This window comes from Acetobacterium wieringae (assembly GCF_026646375.1).
Lineage (GTDB): Bacteria > Bacillota > Clostridia > Eubacteriales > Eubacteriaceae > Acetobacterium > Acetobacterium wieringae_A.
Genome location: NZ_JAIPPU010000005.1, coordinates 113856 through 132871, shown reverse-complemented (window position 1 = coordinate 132871; position 19016 = coordinate 113856). Strand labels below are relative to the sequence as shown.

The 19016-nt window shown below is 39.7% G+C and carries 17 protein-coding genes, 2 pseudogenes and 3 riboswitches; of the genes and pseudogenes, 10 read left to right on the top strand and 9 right to left on the bottom strand.

Annotated features, from left to right (window positions below; all coding sequences use genetic code 11):
* Nucleotides 1-11 precede the first annotated feature (11 nt).
* Complete coding sequence (locus Q7P33_RS06450) at nucleotides 12-779, top strand: NAD(P)H-binding protein (RefSeq protein WP_303868583.1); 768 nt, start codon at nucleotides 12-14, stop codon at nucleotides 777-779.
* A gap of 279 nt (nucleotides 780-1058) precedes the next feature.
* Here Q7P33_RS06450 and Q7P33_RS06445 read toward each other — a convergent pair whose 3' ends face one another.
* Nucleotides 1059-1361: a hypothetical protein gene (locus tag Q7P33_RS06445; RefSeq protein WP_303868723.1), complete on the bottom strand. Its 303-nt coding sequence runs from the start codon at nucleotides 1359-1361 to the stop codon at nucleotides 1059-1061.
* Nucleotides 1362-1403: 42 nt separating this feature from the next.
* Nucleotides 1404-1499: pseudogene (locus Q7P33_RS06440) on the bottom strand (Ig-like domain-containing protein); the annotation flags it as partial.
* Between the two features lie 191 nt (nucleotides 1500-1690).
* Here Q7P33_RS06440 and Q7P33_RS06435 point away from each other — a divergent pair.
* Nucleotides 1691-1936 (top strand): hypothetical protein, encoded by a 246-nt coding sequence (locus Q7P33_RS06435; protein WP_303868581.1) that lies wholly within the window; start codon nucleotides 1691-1693, stop codon nucleotides 1934-1936.
* A 122-nt stretch (nucleotides 1937-2058) separates the two neighbouring features.
* Here the strand turns inward: Q7P33_RS06435 and Q7P33_RS06430 are convergent.
* The 7 genes and pseudogenes from Q7P33_RS06430 to Q7P33_RS06400 form a co-directional block, all read right to left on the bottom strand.
* A pseudogene (locus Q7P33_RS06430) lies at nucleotides 2059-2771 on the bottom strand (sulfite exporter TauE/SafE family protein).
* A gap of 465 nt (nucleotides 2772-3236) precedes the next feature.
* Nucleotides 3237-5756: a cation-translocating P-type ATPase gene (locus Q7P33_RS06425; protein WP_303868579.1), complete on the bottom strand. Its 2520-nt coding sequence runs from the start codon at nucleotides 5754-5756 to the stop codon at nucleotides 3237-3239.
* 123 nt (nucleotides 5757-5879) lie between these two features.
* A riboswitch (NiCo riboswitch) is annotated at nucleotides 5880-5976 on the bottom strand.
* A gap of 178 nt (nucleotides 5977-6154) precedes the next feature.
* On the bottom strand, nucleotides 6155-6526 hold the full coding sequence (locus Q7P33_RS06420) for a zinc ribbon domain-containing protein (protein ID WP_303868578.1): 372 nt from the start codon (nucleotides 6524-6526) through the stop codon (nucleotides 6155-6157).
* 483 nt (nucleotides 6527-7009) lie between these two features.
* On the bottom strand, nucleotides 7010-7258 hold the full coding sequence (locus Q7P33_RS06415; protein WP_303868576.1) for a hypothetical protein: 249 nt from the start codon (nucleotides 7256-7258) through the stop codon (nucleotides 7010-7012).
* 11 nt (nucleotides 7259-7269) lie between these two features.
* On the bottom strand, nucleotides 7270-9945 hold the full coding sequence (mgtA, locus tag Q7P33_RS06410; protein WP_303868574.1) for a magnesium-translocating P-type ATPase: 2676 nt from the start codon (nucleotides 9943-9945) through the stop codon (nucleotides 7270-7272).
* Nucleotides 9946-10249: 304 nt separating this feature from the next.
* Nucleotides 10250-10408, bottom strand: a riboswitch (M-box (ykoK) riboswitch).
* Between the two features lie 156 nt (nucleotides 10409-10564).
* Nucleotides 10565-11710 (bottom strand): LCP family protein, encoded by a 1146-nt coding sequence (locus Q7P33_RS06405; protein WP_303868573.1) that lies wholly within the window; start codon nucleotides 11708-11710, stop codon nucleotides 10565-10567.
* A gap of 100 nt (nucleotides 11711-11810) precedes the next feature.
* The gene (locus Q7P33_RS06400) at nucleotides 11811-12986 is read right to left on the bottom strand and encodes an LCP family protein (RefSeq protein WP_303868571.1); all 1176 of its coding nucleotides are present in this window, start codon (nucleotides 12984-12986) and stop codon (nucleotides 11811-11813) included.
* 482 nt (nucleotides 12987-13468) lie between these two features.
* Here Q7P33_RS06400 and Q7P33_RS06395 point away from each other — a divergent pair, with 482 nt between their 5' ends.
* From Q7P33_RS06395 to Q7P33_RS06360, 8 genes are all read left to right on the top strand, one after another.
* Nucleotides 13469-13954, top strand: a complete 486-nt coding sequence (locus Q7P33_RS06395) for a hypothetical protein (RefSeq protein ID WP_303868721.1) — start codon at nucleotides 13469-13471, stop codon at nucleotides 13952-13954.
* A gap of 203 nt (nucleotides 13955-14157) precedes the next feature.
* A riboswitch (NiCo riboswitch) is annotated at nucleotides 14158-14254 on the top strand.
* A gap of 115 nt (nucleotides 14255-14369) precedes the next feature.
* Nucleotides 14370-14564, top strand: coding sequence for a DUF6440 family protein (locus Q7P33_RS06390; RefSeq protein WP_303868569.1), 195 nt, complete (start codon nucleotides 14370-14372; stop codon nucleotides 14562-14564).
* 139 nt (nucleotides 14565-14703) lie between these two features.
* Nucleotides 14704-14886, top strand: coding sequence for a type IV toxin-antitoxin system AbiEi family antitoxin domain-containing protein (locus Q7P33_RS06385; protein ID WP_303868567.1), 183 nt, complete (start codon nucleotides 14704-14706; stop codon nucleotides 14884-14886).
* A 29-nt stretch (nucleotides 14887-14915) separates the two neighbouring features.
* Nucleotides 14916-15191 (top strand): hypothetical protein, encoded by a 276-nt coding sequence (locus tag Q7P33_RS06380; protein WP_303868565.1) that lies wholly within the window; start codon nucleotides 14916-14918, stop codon nucleotides 15189-15191.
* Nucleotides 15192-15282: 91 nt separating this feature from the next.
* Entirely contained in the window at nucleotides 15283-15480 is a 198-nt protein-coding gene (locus Q7P33_RS06375) for a hypothetical protein (protein WP_303868563.1), read from the top strand.
* A gap of 656 nt (nucleotides 15481-16136) precedes the next feature.
* Nucleotides 16137-17627 (top strand): DEAD/DEAH box helicase, encoded by a 1491-nt coding sequence (locus tag Q7P33_RS06370; RefSeq protein WP_303868561.1) that lies wholly within the window; start codon nucleotides 16137-16139, stop codon nucleotides 17625-17627.
* Nucleotides 17628-17656: 29 nt separating this feature from the next.
* A complete protein-coding gene (locus tag Q7P33_RS06365) occupies nucleotides 17657-18217 on the top strand; it encodes an NUDIX hydrolase (RefSeq protein WP_303868559.1) in 561 nt (186 codons plus the stop codon).
* Between the two features lie 112 nt (nucleotides 18218-18329).
* A complete protein-coding gene (locus tag Q7P33_RS06360; protein ID WP_303868557.1) occupies nucleotides 18330-18878 on the top strand; it encodes an HD domain-containing protein in 549 nt (182 codons plus the stop codon).
* Nucleotides 18879-19016: the final 138 nt, after the last annotated feature.

Here is a 19016-nt window from a genome sequence, read left to right as displayed (position 1 = left end):
AGAAAAACAGAATGAGTTTAAACGAGATTGAAAATGGAACAATAAAATCTGAAAAGACAGAAGGAGAAAAGATTCGTGCACTGGTATGTGGACACACTGGTGCAACTGGAAAGGCGCTAGTCAATGCGCTGATCGCGTCGCCTTTTGTGGAGTCCGTTGTGGCTGTTGGGCGGAGAGAAAATATGGAGCATCGCAATTCATCAAAACTAACTCAGCACATTATAACCGATATGATGAAGATTAGCAGCGCCGATCCTAAAATAGCGGCAGGGTGTAATGCTGCTTTTTGTTGTATTGGTACGCCCTTTAATGATGTAATTAAAAAGGATAAACAGGATGCCTACCGTGCGGTTGATTTTGGTATCGCTACGGGGTTTGCAGAGTTTGCCTGGCAGGCGGGAGTCGATTTTTACAGCACCATTACAGGAGAGGGGACAGAAAAAGAATCAAATAGTCAAGTCAATATGTACCGAGTTAAGCAGGAGGTGGAAAAATACGTCCAGACCCTTGGTTTTGAGAGAATTGCATTCATCCGTCCGGGATTTCTCAATCGTGGAGCTGACGCCGGGTGGACAGAGCGACTGATGCTGCCAGGACTATTTGGCATCCCAGTGGCAAAAGTTGCTGAATCTATGATCTGGGCGGCATTGACCCAAACAGAAGCGGTGGTTGGTTATAATGGCAATAAAAAACTCAAGCAATCTGCAGTACTGTTCGAGAAGATCACAGAAAATAAGACCATTAATCAACCTCCAAATGTTTTTTCATATTGTATTTGACGTAGCTTTTTATTCTAAACTGTTCAAGCTCAGCTCATGTCTAAGTATATAGATTGACTTTTTTATCATAATCATCGACTGTGGTAGTGTGATTAAAATTTTTAACTTCAGTTGAAATGTAATAAGGGTTCTTTGAAGTATCTAATTAGAACGATAAAATTTGAAATTGGCTAATTGTAATCACTCCATCAGAAAGTGATGCGGCATCAGTTATATCAGAGTATATGGGAGAACTATAAAAATCAAAGTCAATAACAATTTTACCATCAGGCTTTTCTATTAATGAATAAGTTCCTGAACGTGGAGATTGATTCTTAATGTACTCAGTATAGGGAGTGTCATTAAAGCATATTTGACGTACGAAGCTTCGGAGATCCAAGTAACTTCCAATTTATCCTGAATAGTTAATAATTTGGATTTAATAAATGGTTCAGTTGTTGAGCCGGGAGCAGGATCACCTTTAGGCACGATTTTAATTCGAATACCCTCCAAACGATAACTCAAACCAGCAGTACCAGCGCTTTCACCGTTTTTGGTCCAGCCCATCCAGCCGTCATTTTCAACATGAGTTTGATAAGAAATGCTTTTTTCAGTGCTAGTCGAAGAAACAGTGACCTGGCAGGTTGCAGAAAGGTTGTTAACAGTCGTTGCGGTAATGTTCGTAGTACCTGCTTTAACGCCGTTTATATTTCCATTGGAGTCCACAGTAGCAATAGTCGGATCGCTAGAATTCTAGGAAACTGTTGTTTCAGTTACATTACTGGGACTGAGCGAAGCGGTGAGTTTTTCACTGCCAATTACAGCCAAATTAGCAGTTTTTTTATTTATTTAATAAGAAATTACACAAAAAAGGAAAGCTCAAAAAAAGACAAAGAGAGAGAAAAAAGGCGCAGGATGACATCCCTGACGGAATGGAAAAGATCAGAGAGCAGCGACCGATCCTTCAAAAAGAAAAGGCGCAATTGTTCAGGAATCGTAAAAACACAGTGCCGATTTTAACTTACCGCATTGAGTACAGCCGTATAAAGCAAAACCTCTGGAAAAATCACCACAGTGAATCATTTTATCAATATTTTCCACAACAACCGGTCGACGTGGCTAAGCAAGAATTTGATCATAATAATCAAAAAAATCTTTTGAAAAACACGCATACTTGAATTTTACAACAAATTAAAGATAAAGAAAAGCAAAAAAACCTCAAGATTGAGGGGCAGGGGTGTTGATGGGCCGTAGGCACTTTTTTATTAAAAGGATGAAATAGTGAAGCTCAACCTTTGAGCTAGTTCAGCTTGATCCCATTACAGATATTTAAGACAATCACAGCAATGATGATAAGTTGATATAATTTTAAAACGATCTTTTCAGACAGAATACCGCTGAGTTTTGCGCCAAGGAATCCGCCAATAATGGCGGCAGGAATAATGGATAACAACAAACTTAGGTCATAAAAATCATAGCCGATGGTAAATCCCATGGTGATTAAGGCTGAAAGCTGTGAAAAAAGAATGGTAATGATGGAATACACGGTGGCTTCTTTGATAGGAATACCAAAACAGAACATCAATAACGCTACGTTGATGGAACCACCGCCAATACCCAATAAGGAGGACAGAAAACCAAGGAATACGCCAATAAGAACGAAGAATACCATGTTGACAAGCTTCAGGGATTGCCATTTACTGATGGTATAGAACAACGCAAAGACCAGCGACAAAACGGTTATAATAATTTGAATTAATTGAACCGCTGAATCGTCGGGAAGAAATTCCAGCAACTGGTTAAATATATATTGGCCTAAAATTCCGCCTATCAGGGCACCGAAGAGAGAAACAAAGCCAGTTTTATATTTATATTGATTGGATTTTTAAATTGTCGCCAGGTGGAAAAAATTGACATTGATAAAACGGCTGTACTGGAATAAAAAGCAATTTCAACCAACGAATGCATACCGATAGCATCCATCATCGGCTTGATAATAATGCCGCCGCCCATTCCGGAAATTGATCCGATAGTATTGGCAAAAACAATAATAAAAAAATAGATTACACTAATTTTCATTAAATAACTTCGCTTTCGTCAAATCTTCAGTATTTTTTCTCTTTTTGTGTGTACCCCCAATATGTGATTAATCAATCAAACTGTTAATTGAATTAAAATATTACTCCCCAGCTGTGCTAGGGAGAATAGGGTAAACGGAAGTGTAACGTATGTAGTAAAAAAGCCTCCTATGATAAGATAATACTGGTATCGTAGACATCTATACCGACAATTACAATCATCGCTGATACCAAAAAAAGTCTGGATTTCATGTCCCTTCATTGAATTCATGAACTATCAGAGATCTTTAGCAAGAGCATGCCGCCAATCCACAAAATGTGATTGACGGCACAAGTTTAATTTTCTCCACAGTCTACTTGTAAGGGGGCGGTTCATTTATGGTATGAAGAAGTTTTTTAATCATGCCTTTTGTTTTTTTGCAAGCTTTACTATTTCATACCATAAAACCGAAACGCCAGCAATTCCAAAAGCAATAAAGAACTGACTAATTGTCAGGGGGGTAAGCTTTAAGAAAACGTTGATTGGGGTATAGAGAATAATAAACAGTCCAACGAGAGTTCCAATATTTACCGCCCACATCACCTTATCTTTGGCCAATCGTTTCATCGACTGAAATGCAAAATCATGATCGGAGCTGTTGACTTGAACAAGAAAAAGATTGGCCAGCATAATAATCGCAAACCCCATCGTTCTGGCCAGTTCCGGATTCTCCGGATTCTGTCCCAAAACATAATAGTAAGTGCCAAAAGATGCGGCAAATAAAACCAGACCCTGGGTGATACTTTTTAAGAGAATTTTGGCATTAAGTAACTTCTCTTTGGGATCACGCGGTTTTCGTTCCATAATATCGGTTTCGGAAGGTTGACGTTCTAAGACAATGGAGCAAGTTGGATCAATGATCAACTCCAGCAATACTACATGAAGAGGCAATAATAGCAGACTCCCGGGACCTACACCAAGCAATGGGGCAAGCAATGCCGCAAAGGCAATGGGTATATGAATGGTGAACACGTAGCCGACCGCCTTTTGAATATTATCATAGACGCGACGGCCATCTCTCACAGTGTAAACAATGGTTGAAAAGTTGTCATCCATTAAAATGAGATCGGCAGCTTCACGCGATACTTCAGAACCACGCTTACCCATGGCAATACCAATATCGGCATATTTTAAAGCTGGGGCATCGTTGACTCCATCACCGGTCATGGCAACAATATCGCCGTTTTCTTTAAAAGCTTTAACAATTCGCATTTTATGTTCAGGCACAACCCGGGAAAAAATGCTGACGTCTTTAACCTTTTCACACAATTCTTCATCTGTCATTTCATTGAGCATATCCCCGGTGATAATATGATCGGAGTTGGGCATGCCAATTTTCTTGGCAATACTCGCAGCGGTAATGCCATTGTCCCCGGTAATCATTACCACCCGTATGCCAGCTTTAGTACAAAGTGCAATATCATTTTTGACCGATTCTCGAGGTGGATCGGCAAGGCCGATTAACCCGCATAAAGTTAAATGACAGTCCGTAATTTCAGCTGGAATATCGGCTTCGGTTGCCGGTTTCATCATACCAACAGCAATAACCCGCAAACCTTGCTCAGACATTTCAAGAATCTTATCATCAACGACTAAACGCTCTTCAGATGAAAGATCACAAATTGTGAGAATACGTTCAGGAGATCCCTTGGCGGCGATAATGATTTCATCATCATGGTACCAAACATGACCCATCATTTTTAATTCATTGGTAAAGGCATATTCGGTAATTAATTGACCACCAAAAAGATGTTCTTTTGAAAAACCGGCTTTTTCACAATGGCTGAGCATAGCTTTTTCCATGGGGTCGTAGGCATCGGTTTCGCAGCCAAGTCCCATGATTTCACAAAGATTATCAACTTCGCCTTCAATTGCCCAGGTATCTTGAACTGTCATCTGATTCATCGTGATGGTTCCGGTTTTATCAACACAAAGAACAGAGACTGCACCGAGGGTTTCAACAGCCGGCAGTTTACGAACCAGAGACTGTTTTTTAGCAAGTCGCCATGCTCCCATAGAAAGGAATACAGTAAGAATGACCGGGAATTCTTCCGGGATCATCGCCATCGCCAGAGTGATACCAGCTAATATACTTTCGATCAGACGATCACCAAAGGCATGATCAGGTATGTTGATATAGGTGAACACTCCAACAAGAGCAAACAGAACGGCGGCAATTCCAGCACAAAGTTTAACCAGGCTTCCGGTTTGTTTTTGCAGTGGTGTAGGTTCATCCGGGGCAGAGGCCACATTAGCACCAATTTTTCCATATTCGGTAGTTACGCCGATTTTGTCAACTTGGATCATTGCCGTTCCTTGAGTAACAAGGGTTCCGGCATAACAATAATCTTTACGCCAATAATCAGATGACGGCTCAACATTTTCGGTTGTGATTTTCCAAACACCTTCAGCTTCACCGGTAAGCGATGATTCATCGACACATAAATCACTGCATTTGATAACGATTCCATCAGCTGGAATTTTCACGCCCTCATAAACCATCATCAAATCATCGGGAACAAGATCCACACTGGCAATGGTTAATTCTTGTCCATCACGGATAACTTTGACATGGGGTGCAGATAAATCTTTGAGGGCATTAAGTGTCTTATCGGTTTTCCATTCCTGAATGACATCAATACTGATAATACCGATAACGAATACCAGCATGATTGCACCATCCCGGGGTTCACCCAGAATAAAGTAAATACCTGCGGCAACGAGTAGCAAGAGAAACATCGGTTCACAAATAATATGCAACACCTTGTGAAAAAAGCTCTCTTTTTTTTGCGGCGTTAATTCATTTTTCCCAAATTGCTCCTGGCGCTGCAGCGCTTCTTTAGTAGTGAGTCCTGCTGGACTGGTGGTGTATTCTTTCAAAATCAAACCTCCATTTGTAGCCTATTTGGCTTTAAAATTAATAGCCTCAAAGTCACTCCATAAATGGTTAAAATGCAGTCAATGTTCTTAAAAGGGTATAAAAAAACACCTGTGGGAACATACTTCTGTCCCACAGATGTTAAAAATTAAATCTGCTGCCGTTGTTACGGCCCGGCACCATGAACGGATTAACGTTCATCGCCTGATCAGGTTGTACTGTTATTAAATATGCAGTGCAAAGAGATATTTATAGTGTAATATATTTTTAAAGATTTGTCAAGCTACGGTTATTTACAAGATAGCAGATACCATATCGGCCATGGCCAACTAGGGTCAATATGGTATATCCGCCAATTTGTTTTCCAATAAGGTTTAACTTATTATTGAAAAGCATCCGTTTACTGATTTACTTTTTGACCACAGCTGAGACAGAATTTTGCACCGGGAGACAGTTTTTCACCACAGTTTAAACAGAATGCGGCGGTATTTACTTTTTGGCCGCATTGCAGACAAAATTTTGAACCCGCTGGAATTGTGGCGTTGCAACTTCCGCATACCGTCATATTTTGATTACTGGTCGGTTGGTGACTGGTCTGGGTATTTTGAGAAGGGTTTCCCATATTATTATGTTGGGTACGTCTTCCGCTTCCGGAACCAGAACCGAGCATATCAAACATATTTCCGAACAGTCCTTTCTTTTTATAGTGACTGCTTCCCTGATTTCCACTTTTATAGTGTTTACCCTTTGATGACCTAGATGAATAACTCATTTTCTACACCTCTTTTTCAAATATGATTTTGATAATTCTAATTTATAGTATTAAACCTGTTTTCGTCAAGTGAATTAAACAAAATTAAGGTTTGATGCAATTAACACTCGCAAACATTCAGAAGGTGTTTTATACTTAGAAGTATTAATGGATAGCATTGGAACCGATTTTTTAAGTATTCAGTACCGAAAGAGGTTTTTTATTGACACTGTGCGGATTACTAGCGACTCAATTAGTGCAAAGCAAAAGCCACAAAATATGTGGTTTTTGCAAAGAATTCTTATTATTTCTGAGTTGTTTTTTATTAAAAGGTGATCAACTTGATCAGATTGTTCATCTTAATGGCTTTGAAGATGCCAATGGCGATTTTATACTCGCCCACAAAATGATCAACTTTTCATACTATTTTTCAGGTTTTTTTAGGATATGCAACTTTTGCAGAAACTTTACACAACCTAAACTAGTAGATGGATGCAAATTTAATTACTTGTGTGTGTGTTTTGATTGTTTGAGATCTTTTGATCGTTTAAGGCGTTTTCGTTTTCTCTTGATGACAAATGATGCAATGAAGGCGGCAGGGAAAAGCAGAAAACTGAAAATATACCATTTAGTAAAGTTTCGGCCTTTTTCGAAAGCCTTCACAGCCGGGTAGGTGGAAAAAAGTCCTAAGAGCATCAAACCACAGGTGCCAAATAAACCGATAGCCACATAGATATTGCTTCCTATTATCATTTTCCTTCTCCTTAAAGTAATTCGCCGTAGCGTTTTCGATACATTGTTTTTAAGAAAGTTGCCAGGAACATATAGCATAGAATCATACCGAAAAGCCATGGGAAATAGGTGAGTGGCATACCGGACATGCGCATAGATGCTCCAAAAGATGTATATGGAATACTGGTTCCAACAATAATCGCAATGGTGGTGGTAAACAAAACCTGCCATGAAGCGCGACTCTGGAAAAATGGAATTTTAGGTGTTCGTATCATATGGATGACAAGGGTTTGTGACCAGAGGCTTTCCACAAACCAGCCGGCATTAAAGAGTGAAGCAAACAGGACATTGTCTACACCTGGGGCACCATACGCTCCCCCTGTAACAGCTGGGCAGATGACAAAAAACATAAGAATATAAGTTATGACATCAAATACTGAACTGGTGGGTCCGATCCAGATCATAAATTTTCCGATCGATGAGGCCTCCCACTTTCGAGGCTTTTTTAGATAATCCGAATCCATGTTATCCCAGGGAATTGAAATGCAGGATATATCATAAATGAGGTTTAATAAAATAATCTGCACCGGCAGCATTGGCAAAAATGGTAAAAACGCACTGGCGGCAACAACGGAAAACATATTGCCGAAGTTGGAGCTGGCGGTCATTTTAATGTATTTGATGATATTCCCGAAGGTTTTACGGCCCTCAATAATCCCATCTTTCAGAACCATCAAATCCTTTTCAAGAAGAATGATATCAGCCGATTCTTTGGCAATATCAACGGCAGTATCGACTGAAATGCCGACGTCGGATTCCCGCATGGCGGCAGCGTCGTTGATGCCATCCCCCATAAAGCCGACTACGTGACCGTTTTCTCGGAGAATCCGGACAATTCGTGTTTTCTGCTGGGGAGATAGTTTGGCAAAGACACTGGTGGTTTCCAGGGTTACCCCAAGCTTTGCATCGTCCATTTGGTCAATATCCGAGCCAAGCAGGAGATTTTCAACTTTTAAACCAACTTTTTTACAGATGAAGCGAGTAACCGCATCGTTGTCACCGGTGAGCACTTTAACTGTCACCCCATATTTTTTAAGGGCTTTGATGGCAGCCCGGGTGGTTTTCTTTGGTGGATCCAGAAAAGCCAGGTAACCCATCAAGACCATATCAGTTTCATCGGCGACGGTGAAAACACCTTCAACGGCGGGATTGTTTTTCTGGGCCACCGCAATCACCCGCATTCCCATTTTATTCAGTTTTTTAACGGTTTTAAGAATTTTGCTGCGAATGGCATCGGTTATCGGTTCCACATTGCCTTTGTATTCGGCGTGGGAAGAAATAGCAAGCATTTCTTCCACCGCTCCTTTGGTAATAAGCTGGGTTTTATTCATTTCATCCCGAATCACCACGCTCATTCTCCGACGATTAAAATCAAAGGGAATTTCATCCACCTTGCTGTATCGTTCCTGAAGCGAGGTATAGGGTTCATGATCAGCATGGGATAAGATGGCAACATCCATTAGGTTCTTCAGGCCGGTTTGATAAAAACTGTTTAAAAAAGCATGGCGAAGGACCCGTTCGTCTTCGTTTCCATGGATATCAAGATGATATTCCAGAACAACCTTGTCCTGAGTGATGGTTCCGGTTTTGTCGGTGCATAAAATATCCATGGCACCAAAATTCTGAATGGAATTGAGATTTTTGACGACTGTTTTTTTCTTGGCCAGGGCTACCGCGCCTTTGGCAAGGTTGGTGGTGACAATCATCGGCAGCATCTCAGGAGTCAGCCCAACAGCAACCGAAAGGGCAAACATAAAGGCTTCCAACCAGTCGCCTTTGGTAAAGCCATTCACAAAGAACACAACTGGGAGCATAAACATCATAAAACGAATCAGAACCCAGGATACTGAATTGATGCCTTTTTCAAAGCTGGTAACCACTTTTTTTCCGGTGATTGATTTTGCCATGGAACCGAAGCAGGTATAATCCCCGGTTGCCAGGACAATACAGGTTGCCGAACCACTGACAACGTTGGTACCCATAAAAGCAAGATTTGATAATTCCAGCGGATTTTCTACCGATTTGCCAGCAGTCGCACATTTTTCAACCGGCTCGCTTTCACCAGTGAGGGCGGATTGACTGATAAATAAATCTTTGGATATGAGGATTCGGACATCAGCAGGAATCATATCTCCGGCCGCAAGATAAACAATGTCGCCGGGAACAATTTCAGACAGTTTAATTTCTTTTTTGCCTTCGCCCTGGCGTTCAACGGCCACGGTGGTGTAAACCAGAGCCTTAAGTTTTTCAGCGGCCAGATTGGAACGGGTTTCCTGGATAAATCGCAGCAATCCGCTGATGGTCACCATCAAGCCGATGACGATGACAGTTCGGTAGTTCCGATCCTCCGGTGCGACCAGAATGATATCGGTCACGACCGAGATCATTGCCAGGACAAAAAGGACAATTGTGAATGGATTGACAAATGCGCCAATCAGCCTTGACAGCAAGGTTTCCGGTTTTTCCTGCGAGATTTCATTGCTGCCATATTGATCCCGTAATGTTTCGGCCTGATCTTCACGATAGCCACTTATTGAGGCATTCATTTCGTTTAAAAGAGTCGCTTCATCCATGCGACTGGCCTGAATCAGTTTTTCTGTTATGGGGGAAACCGAATTAATGATGGGTTGAATTATTTTCTTTTTCATTGTCTTACCTCCTATGTAATGTAAATTTTGCCGTTAGACAGTAGTGTTTCAGGAGTAAAGACATAAAACAAAAAGGCTATTTATCTATTCAATGGGGCTGGAAGGAAGAACAGATGCAGAAAAGTCTGCTATTCTGAAATTCATTACTACTCCGCCTTTCAGGTTCTATGCCGCTACTATGATCTGAATCCATTCTTCTCACCACCTTTTTTCTTTAATTTAATTAAGATATTTAAGGATATCAAATAAAAAAATCCCTTGCCAAAATAAATCGGCAAGGGATAAAATCCGCACAAAAAAATGCAAAAAACTGTATCCGTTCAAGCTTTAGCATCGTAGGGCAGTGAAATTGCATTAGATTATGCCTTGAATCGACATAAACTGCTGACCTTCTCATAGTGTCTCCACTACTCCGCGGTAGCAACCCGTATCCCTACGGTAGCCTCACCTACCGTAATTATTCTGTTTCCACGTCGAGGGTAACACGCGGAACATTATTTGTCAAATAGATAAAGAAAATTTAACATTAAAAAACCATGTGTTATTCGTGTTATTTTGCTTTAGAAACGGTTTTCATAGAAAAATTGTGGTTAATGATGCTGCTGAAGGTTGAATTTCATTAGTAGCCAACATAGTATGAAATGGCGTCACTGATTTTAAGAAGCCCTTCCGTAGGTACATAGGTTACATATGCACTGCCGCTGGTACTGTTTGAATCGCCTGAACTACTAGTGCTGGTTGAACTTTTGGAATTGATAGCTGTAGTCATACTGCTACTGTTATCAGTGGCTGAAGTTGTTCCGTCGGTTGGTAAGGTTTGTAGAGACCCATAAATAAAAGCATGGAGTGCAATTGCATTATCGGCCAGACTCGTTGGTACCACGTAAGAAATATTGTTAATCATGTCATCCTGAACAAACTGGTCTGTAGGTATACGGAACTCCAGGAATTGCTTATCGGCAGATGCTAAATAAGCCTTGGCATAAATGGTGATTTCATTAATGGCAAGGGTTGTTTTAACATACGGGTAAACCTTGGTTAAGAGTTTAACACCTGTAAGAGCATCAACCTTAAACGCTTTTTCAGCAATTTGTCCAACAACCTCACGTTGACGTTGGGTACGTTCATAATCATTATCACTATAGCGATTTCTTGCATAAGCCAGAGCCTGTACTCCGGTGACAGTTTGGGGTCCAATGGCAGTAAGGTAGGGATCTTTTCTGCCAACCTTATCATTGACATCATCAATGTATTTATTGGTCCAGTCGAGTACATCCTGATTTTTGACATTAATTTCGACACCGCCAAGGGTATCGACGGTATCTACCATGGCATCAAAATTAACAACCACGTAGTCGGTGATGTTAAGATCAAAGTTTTGATTTAATGTTTTTACGGTAAGCTCCGGGCCACCATAGGCGTAAGAAGCGTTGATTTTATCAAATGTTTGATTAGTATTCTTAGTTGCAGGAATCTGAACCAATAAGTCTCGCATGACGGAAGTGACCTTTATCGATCCGTCTTTGAAATCCAGGGATACGATCATAATGGTATCCGATCGATCACCTTCGATATCACTTCTACCATCAATACCAAAAACTGCAATATTAACGGTATCAATATTTAAATTGTTATTTACATTTAGATTAGCTGTATCCGGTTCAGATGCCGTAACCATTTCAATGGTATTAAAGCCGTAAATCACTCCAGTGGTAACGAGTAAGAAGGCTAGAAAGAGGCTCACAAAGATGATTTTTTGCTGCATAAATATTCCTTTCGACCTATGGGTTACATCAACTCAAGTAAACATGAACAAAATATCTGAATGTTTGTAAGGCGTGTCACGTTATGGTGGTTCTTCTGTATTAGTTACTTGCACTTTTAAGCGTGGCAGCAATTTTTTTGCTGATATTACTGGCAGTTGTTGAAGGTATGTAGTCTGTTTCATAGATAAACGAGTAAAAGGCTTTGATGTTGTCAACCAGAGTATTCGGAATGACATAGGAAACACCATCAATATATTCCAGCGCATTTGCGTCATCGGTTGGCAGGCGACTCTGTTCAATATCCTTATTTGGCATCAGTGCAAGGTTTGCAGCATATTTGATGAGCTCCGGTGTCGTCAATGAGGTTTCCACATAGGGAAGGGTTCCCATTAGAAGTTTATATTGATCGGATATGTTAAGGTTAAACGCTTTAGACAAAACCTGTTCAAAAACTGTTCGTTGACGAAGGGTCCGATCAAAGTCGCCGTCACCGACATAACGTACCCGACAGTAGGCCAGGGCTTGTGAACCGTCAACAACCTGAGGACCTATTTTGGACAAATCGGGTGAGGTCGTATTGACCTTGTCATTGACATCCATCAGATATTCATTTACCCAATCCAGTTCATCCTGGGATTTAATGTCAACAGTAATGCCGCCAACAGCATTAACCATGGAGACCATGGCCGAAAAATCGATGGCCACATAGTCCGTAATGGCGGTGTCAAAATTCTGGTTAATGGATTGAAGCGCCAGCGTTGGCCCACCATAAGAATAGGCTGCATTGATTTTATCATAGCCATATTGGTCATTCACATAAACATAGGTGTCACGCATCAGGGAAGTCACTTTTATTTTACTATGTTCATAGTCAGCTGAGGCAATCATAATGGTATCAGTACGGTTGCCATCAACATCATCCCGGCCATCGACACCAAATACTGCAACATTAACAATTTTATGCTGCTTGGCCATCGCAGCAGCTTCGGGGCTGATCCCATAATTACTGAGTGTTCCGGGAAGGTCACTGACGTTTCCCAGAAAAAACGCATTGACACCAAAACAGGTTCCAACAAAAATGAGAACAATCATCACAATGGTTTTAAAAAATTTCTTAAAACCACCTTTTCGTTTGTTTTTTTTATATTTTTGGGGGCGATTTGAAGGAGTCGCTACCGAGCGAGCTATTTTCTTTTGATTAGAATGTTCTCTTTTGGGGGGGGACAGTGAGCTGGTACGTCTGTTTTCAATCACACTTTTTTTTCGCTTGTTCAATAGTGATACCTCATTTGGAAATCTTTCACAAAACGCTAAGTTTTATGAAGCGGTGCAGATTTGTCTATACATGGGTTGCGATAGTACACAAGACCAGAAATTTAAAATGAATCCATAATCGTCGATTATTAAATTTCAATCCAACGATTATAACACATTTCTCGAAAATATGGATAAAATATTTACAAGGTTGGGCTTTTGATGATATTTAGATACAATTATTGATTATAAATGTTTAAAAATGAATGATAATGTTTTTAAATAATGGAATATTTAATTTTAAATAGGGCAATCATAAAATAAACAAATAATAAATAAAGTATTGATATAATAAAATTGAGACGAGTAGAAAAATGCAATTAACTGAAAATGATTGGATAAAAACGAAGAAAAAAAAGATTAAAACGAAACGTTGTTCAATGATTACAAATTTCTGAAATCGACTCAAGAATAAAATCAAAGGGGGAATTCCTGTGAACACAATGAAAAAAACGAGACATTTAACCAATCCAAAACTTACAAATTTACGGTTTAAACCTGAGCCAATCAGAAAATTCAAGAAACATCCCCATGTCACGCATCCAAATGACATCATAAGCAAAGATCGAAAAGGTATCGCCAGGTTCAATTTCTGGCTTGCCGTGAAGATTACCAACGGGGTTGGCACGATGTGGTGCGCTTATGCTTTTCTTATTCTAGATCTGTTAATGCTGCCGCCGGTCATCCAGGCAAATAATATCATTATTTGGGTAACTTATATTGCCCAAACCGTTTTGCAATTGGTGCTTTTGCCCATCATTATGGTGGGACAGAATGTAATCCAAGCTCAAAATGAAGCGAAAGCCGATACAGACCATAAAACATTGACTTACCTCAGCACTTTACAGGATGAGCAGATGCAGGAACTAAAAAATCAGACTAAAATGTTGAGGGAACTTCAGGAACTCTTATCAAAGAAACAGTCATGATTGAAAAGAGAAACAAATGTGGCAACAGAATATAAAGAATCTGCTTTGATTTAGAAATTGAATTGGAAATGGCAATAATTAAGGCATCTGAGAATTGATACGATTAAACAGTTTAATCGTTTTTGAATCAAAATATGTTTGACAAAAATTTTTAAATAGATTAAACTAATTAAATTAAATCTCTTTGCATTGCATGTAAATCTATAGTACAACCTGATCAGGCGATGAACAATACACCGTTCATGGTGCCGGGCTGTTTCGGCGGCAACAGATTTGTTTATGCACATCTGTGGGACAGAAGTATGTTCCCGCAGGTGTTTTTTTATACCTTTCTATAGAACATACTGACTAAGTAAAACTACTTTTGTAGTGCCAGGAAGTTCAGCAAAATGGTAAAAAGGAGAACAAAACGAAAATGAAATCAAAAAATCATAAGAAATGTCGGTTTAATATCATTACAAATGAATTAATGGGAGAAAAATCGGGGTGTAAAATCATAGAGGATACAGAAACGGGAGTAAATTATTTGTATCATTATGATGAATTCGGAGGAGGGCTGACTAAGCTCATTGATGAAGAAGGGGAACCCTTGATTTCTCCAGAAAACTGAATTGAATGATATCACAGGGCGGTTAATTTCAGAATTTTTGCATATTTAATGCGGTTATTTCGATAATATGTATAGATGAATTATAATTTCATTCACCCTTTAATACTGTTATAATCATTGCGCAAATGAAAAGGTGGTAATGATGAATGATCAGAATAAACTTGAAACATTAATCTATGAAAAAGATGGATTGATTCTGACAAAAGATGTTGTATGTGAAAATATACTAAGTGCGTATTTATACAAGGAAGTAAAAAAAGGTCGACTGATACGTATTCGGCGTGGGGTATTTATCACAGAAGATGCCTGGAATGATTACTAAGAGTTTTATTAGGGAATGAAAATAGCAAAGTGATTGTGATTTCTCATGATTTATCAAGTATTAATGATATAAATAAAGCGATTAAAGAAATAAAAGACGCTGCTAAGATAAAATTTTCGCGAGATGTAACGGATTTTTTACTTTTGGAACTCGTTGATATGAATTTAACTGATATGCCATATTCCAGAAATGAGTACAATCAACTATTAAAATTAATTTATGATTATGGGTCTGGTAATTCTCTAAATAATGATCTGGTCATTGGTAATGTAATGAGAAGAGTTTTTAGAAGCAGTTTCATGTGATCAAGAATTATTAGCATCAATGGGCGATCAAAAATATAGTGAATATTTTGAAAGTTTAATGTATCGACTGGTTTTGCATGGAGAAAGTTATATGGAAGAAAGAATTAAAAATTTGCATGAGTTCAATTTTTTTTATACAATGTCAGAAGTACATAAAATGAGAACAGCTAAAGATGTTTTATGCTTGATTAATGTTTTGAATAAGCAACATATTAAAGCTCATTTTCACGACAGGCCGGATGCGATAGAAGTAATAAATAGCTGGTACAATGATATAATATCGAATTGAATTGGATTAAATTGATTTCGAAAAGCTGCGTTAAGTACGACCTTCTCCGCCACCAAGAACTACGCATCAAATATGATGTTAGATAGAACCTGTTATGTATAAAGTAGCATGTTTTTTTGTTTGTAAAAAATGTGGGTTAGTATATGAAACTAACATCATCAATTATCATTGTAACTTTTAATAAAGAGTGATCAAAATCAAACCATAATTCCCAATATTACGTCGTAGGCTTGATTTTTTTAAAACATAGTTTGAAAATAATTTTGTCCTTTCTAAAATATAGTATTGATAATAGGATGGTCACAATCCCTAATATAAAGGCATTTGTGATTTTCTTTTTTCCATTATCAAACTTTGTTTTAAAATAGAAAAAACAAATAAATAAAAAGTCGGATTATTATCAAACTTTGTTTTAAAATAATACCTAATAATAATCTGGAAATGGGGACATTGATGACATTTATTATCAAACTTTGTTTGAAAGCTACAGTATTTTATTATCATAATCTAGTAAACATACCTTGCATATAATTTGATTTTAGATTATAATAATTTGTCAAGTGTAAGAGTAGCTGTATCTTCTGTAAATTCCCAGTAGATACAGCTTTTTAAATGGATTAGATTCAGTTGAGAATAAAAATAGAAAGTAGAAAAAAGTGATAAATAAAAAGTTTAACCAGTACCAACTCAGTGATGAGCTCCTAAAAGCCATTGAAAAACTCAATTTTAAAAACCCGACAAAAGTTCAGGAAGCCGTGATCCCGATTGCTTTGGAAAAAAAAGATATTCTTTGTAGGGCTCAAACCGGCAGTGGAAAAACGGCCGCCTTCGGAATTCCCATCTGTGAACTGTTGGACTGGGAAGAAAACAAACCACAGGCCCTGGTGCTGACGCCTACCCGGGAACTGGCGCTGCAAGTCCATGAAGATATTTTTAATATCGGCCGCTTCAAGCGGGTTAAAGTATCCGCCCTCTATGGAAAATCTCCGATCCGCCGTCAGGAAAAAGAACTGAAACAGAAAACCCATGTGGTGGTGGGAACCCCGGGCCGGGTTATGGATCATATCGAGCGGGGTACTTTCATTACTGACGAGATCCACTTTCTGGTCATCGATGAGGCCGATGAGATGCTGAATATGGGTTTTATCGATCAGGTTGAGGAGATCATCAATGAATTGCCCAAAAACCGGGTGACGATGTTGTTTTCGGCGACGCTGGAAAATGAGATACAGCGGCTGTCAAAAAAATACATGAATGATCCCCAGATCATTGAGATTGAAGCAGAGGCCAAACGAACGGACGCGATTGAACAGTTCGTTTATAAAACGGGTCACGACAATAAGCTGGATGCTTTAAAAGATATACTGGTGGTGGAAAATCCGGACAGTTGTATTATTTTTTGTAACACCCAGGAAATGGTCAATACGATTTATAATTTGCTGGGTAAAAATAACAAGGCCTGTGAAAAGATTCACGGCGGCATGGAACAGGATGACCGCACCCAGGTCATGCAGCGGTTTAAAAAGGGAGCCTTTCGCTATCTGATTGCCACCGATGTGGCAGCCCGAGGGATCGATATTCATGAGATTTCGCTGGTTATCAATTTTGATGTGCCCTGGGAAAAGGAAACCTATGTCCATCGGATCGGACGGACGGGCCGTCGGGGCACCAGTGGCAAGGCGATTACCCTGGTTTCGGAAAAAGAAGGCCGCTTGTTTCGAGATATTGAGAATTATATCGATAAAGAAATTATTGAAAAAGAATGTCCGACGCTTTCCACTGTTCATGCAATGAAACCGGCCTTTCTTACAAAGCTGCAGGAAAAACCCGTCGAAAAGCTGGACAAAGCCCATGATCTGAGCCGGGAAATCACCAAGATCCATATCAATGCCGGTAAAAAGACCAAAATGCGGCCGGTCGATATTGTCGGGACGCTCTGCAATCTGAAGGGGATGACAGCAGCGGATATCGGCGTGATTACGATCCTGGATGTCTCCACTTTCGTGGAAATTCTTAACAACAAAGGCCCGCAGGTGCTAAAAGAGCTGCAAACCCGAAACATCAAAGGACGGCCGAGAAAGGTAACCCTCGCCGAAGATAAACCGGTTACGATTGCCCGAAAAAAACCGATCCGTCGATTTTATTAATTAACCTTAGTGCTTTACGTGAGGAGCCCATGGATTATTTAACCGCCATTACCGCATTTAAACCCGAATCAGCTCAGGAACAGGCCGATCAACAGACCTTTATCCGATTTATTCATAATAATCCGGATGTTTTGCTCCGGGACAATAAAATTGCCCATCTGACCAGTTCAGCCTTGATTTTTAATCCGTCACGGGATAAACTGTTAATGATCTACCACAATATTTATCAGTCCTGGTCCTGGACCGGAGGGCATGCTGATGGCGAAGTGGATCTGCTTCAGGTGGCAATCCGGGAAGCTAAAGAAGAAACCGGATTAAGCACGGTGACAGCGATGTCTGACAATATTATTTCATTGGACATTTTACCGGTTTTTGGTCATCTCAAAAACAATCAGCCGGTTTCGGCCCATTTACATTTATCAGTGGCCTATTTACTTTTGGCTTCTGAGGACGAACCACTGGCCATCAAACCGGATGAAAACAGCGGGGTCAGATGGATCGCCATTGATCAACTGACTGATTACGTCAATGAAGCTCATATGCAAGTGGTTTATGATAAAATACTAAAAAAGTTTGAGAAAAAAGTTTGAGCTTTTTTAGTAGTGATTTATCCAGGAAAGCTTGACATTACACATAAAGTAAGCACGGTTGGATGCGCGTTCATTTCGCAATTTCGAAGAGATTTTAAATCAAGGAGGGTCTATGTCAATATCAAAAGCCATTGAATTTTCTGCCAAAGCCCATGAAGGTCATTTCCGCAAAGGCTCCCAGGTTCCCTATATTACACACCCCTTTGAGGTCGCCAAAATTCTTAGTGAAGCCGTGGATCCACAAGAAAATGAAACCCTGATCATGGCCGGTCTGCTTCACGATACGGTTGAAGATACCGATACCAGTCTGACAACGATCCGTCGGGAATTTGGTGATGCCGTTGCCGATCTGGTCGCCTCCGATTCGGAAAATAAACGCTTGTCCTGGGAAGCACGCAAGCAACATACCATCGATTTTTTAAAGAATGAAGCAACCCGTGACATGCAGATGCTGGCCTGCGCTGATAAACTGGCCAACTTAAGAAGCGTCAAAGCTGATTATGCCAGAATCGGCGAAGATGTCTGGGAAATATTTGTCAGAGGCAAGGAAAAGCAGGCTTGGTATTACCAGGGTGTGCTGGATGCATTGGCACCACTGACGGGTTTAGCGATGTACCAGGAACTCAAAGCCTTAATTGAAGAAATTTTCAATAGAATTTAATGGTTAGAAAAGTAAAGTAAAAATTTTATTAAGCAAAAAGCAGACTGAATCGCCAGTCTGCTTTTTGCTTTGAAACTCTGTAAGTATAAACAAAAATTTAAACGCCTGCAATTTAACAGAGTGTTAACAATCTCTTTA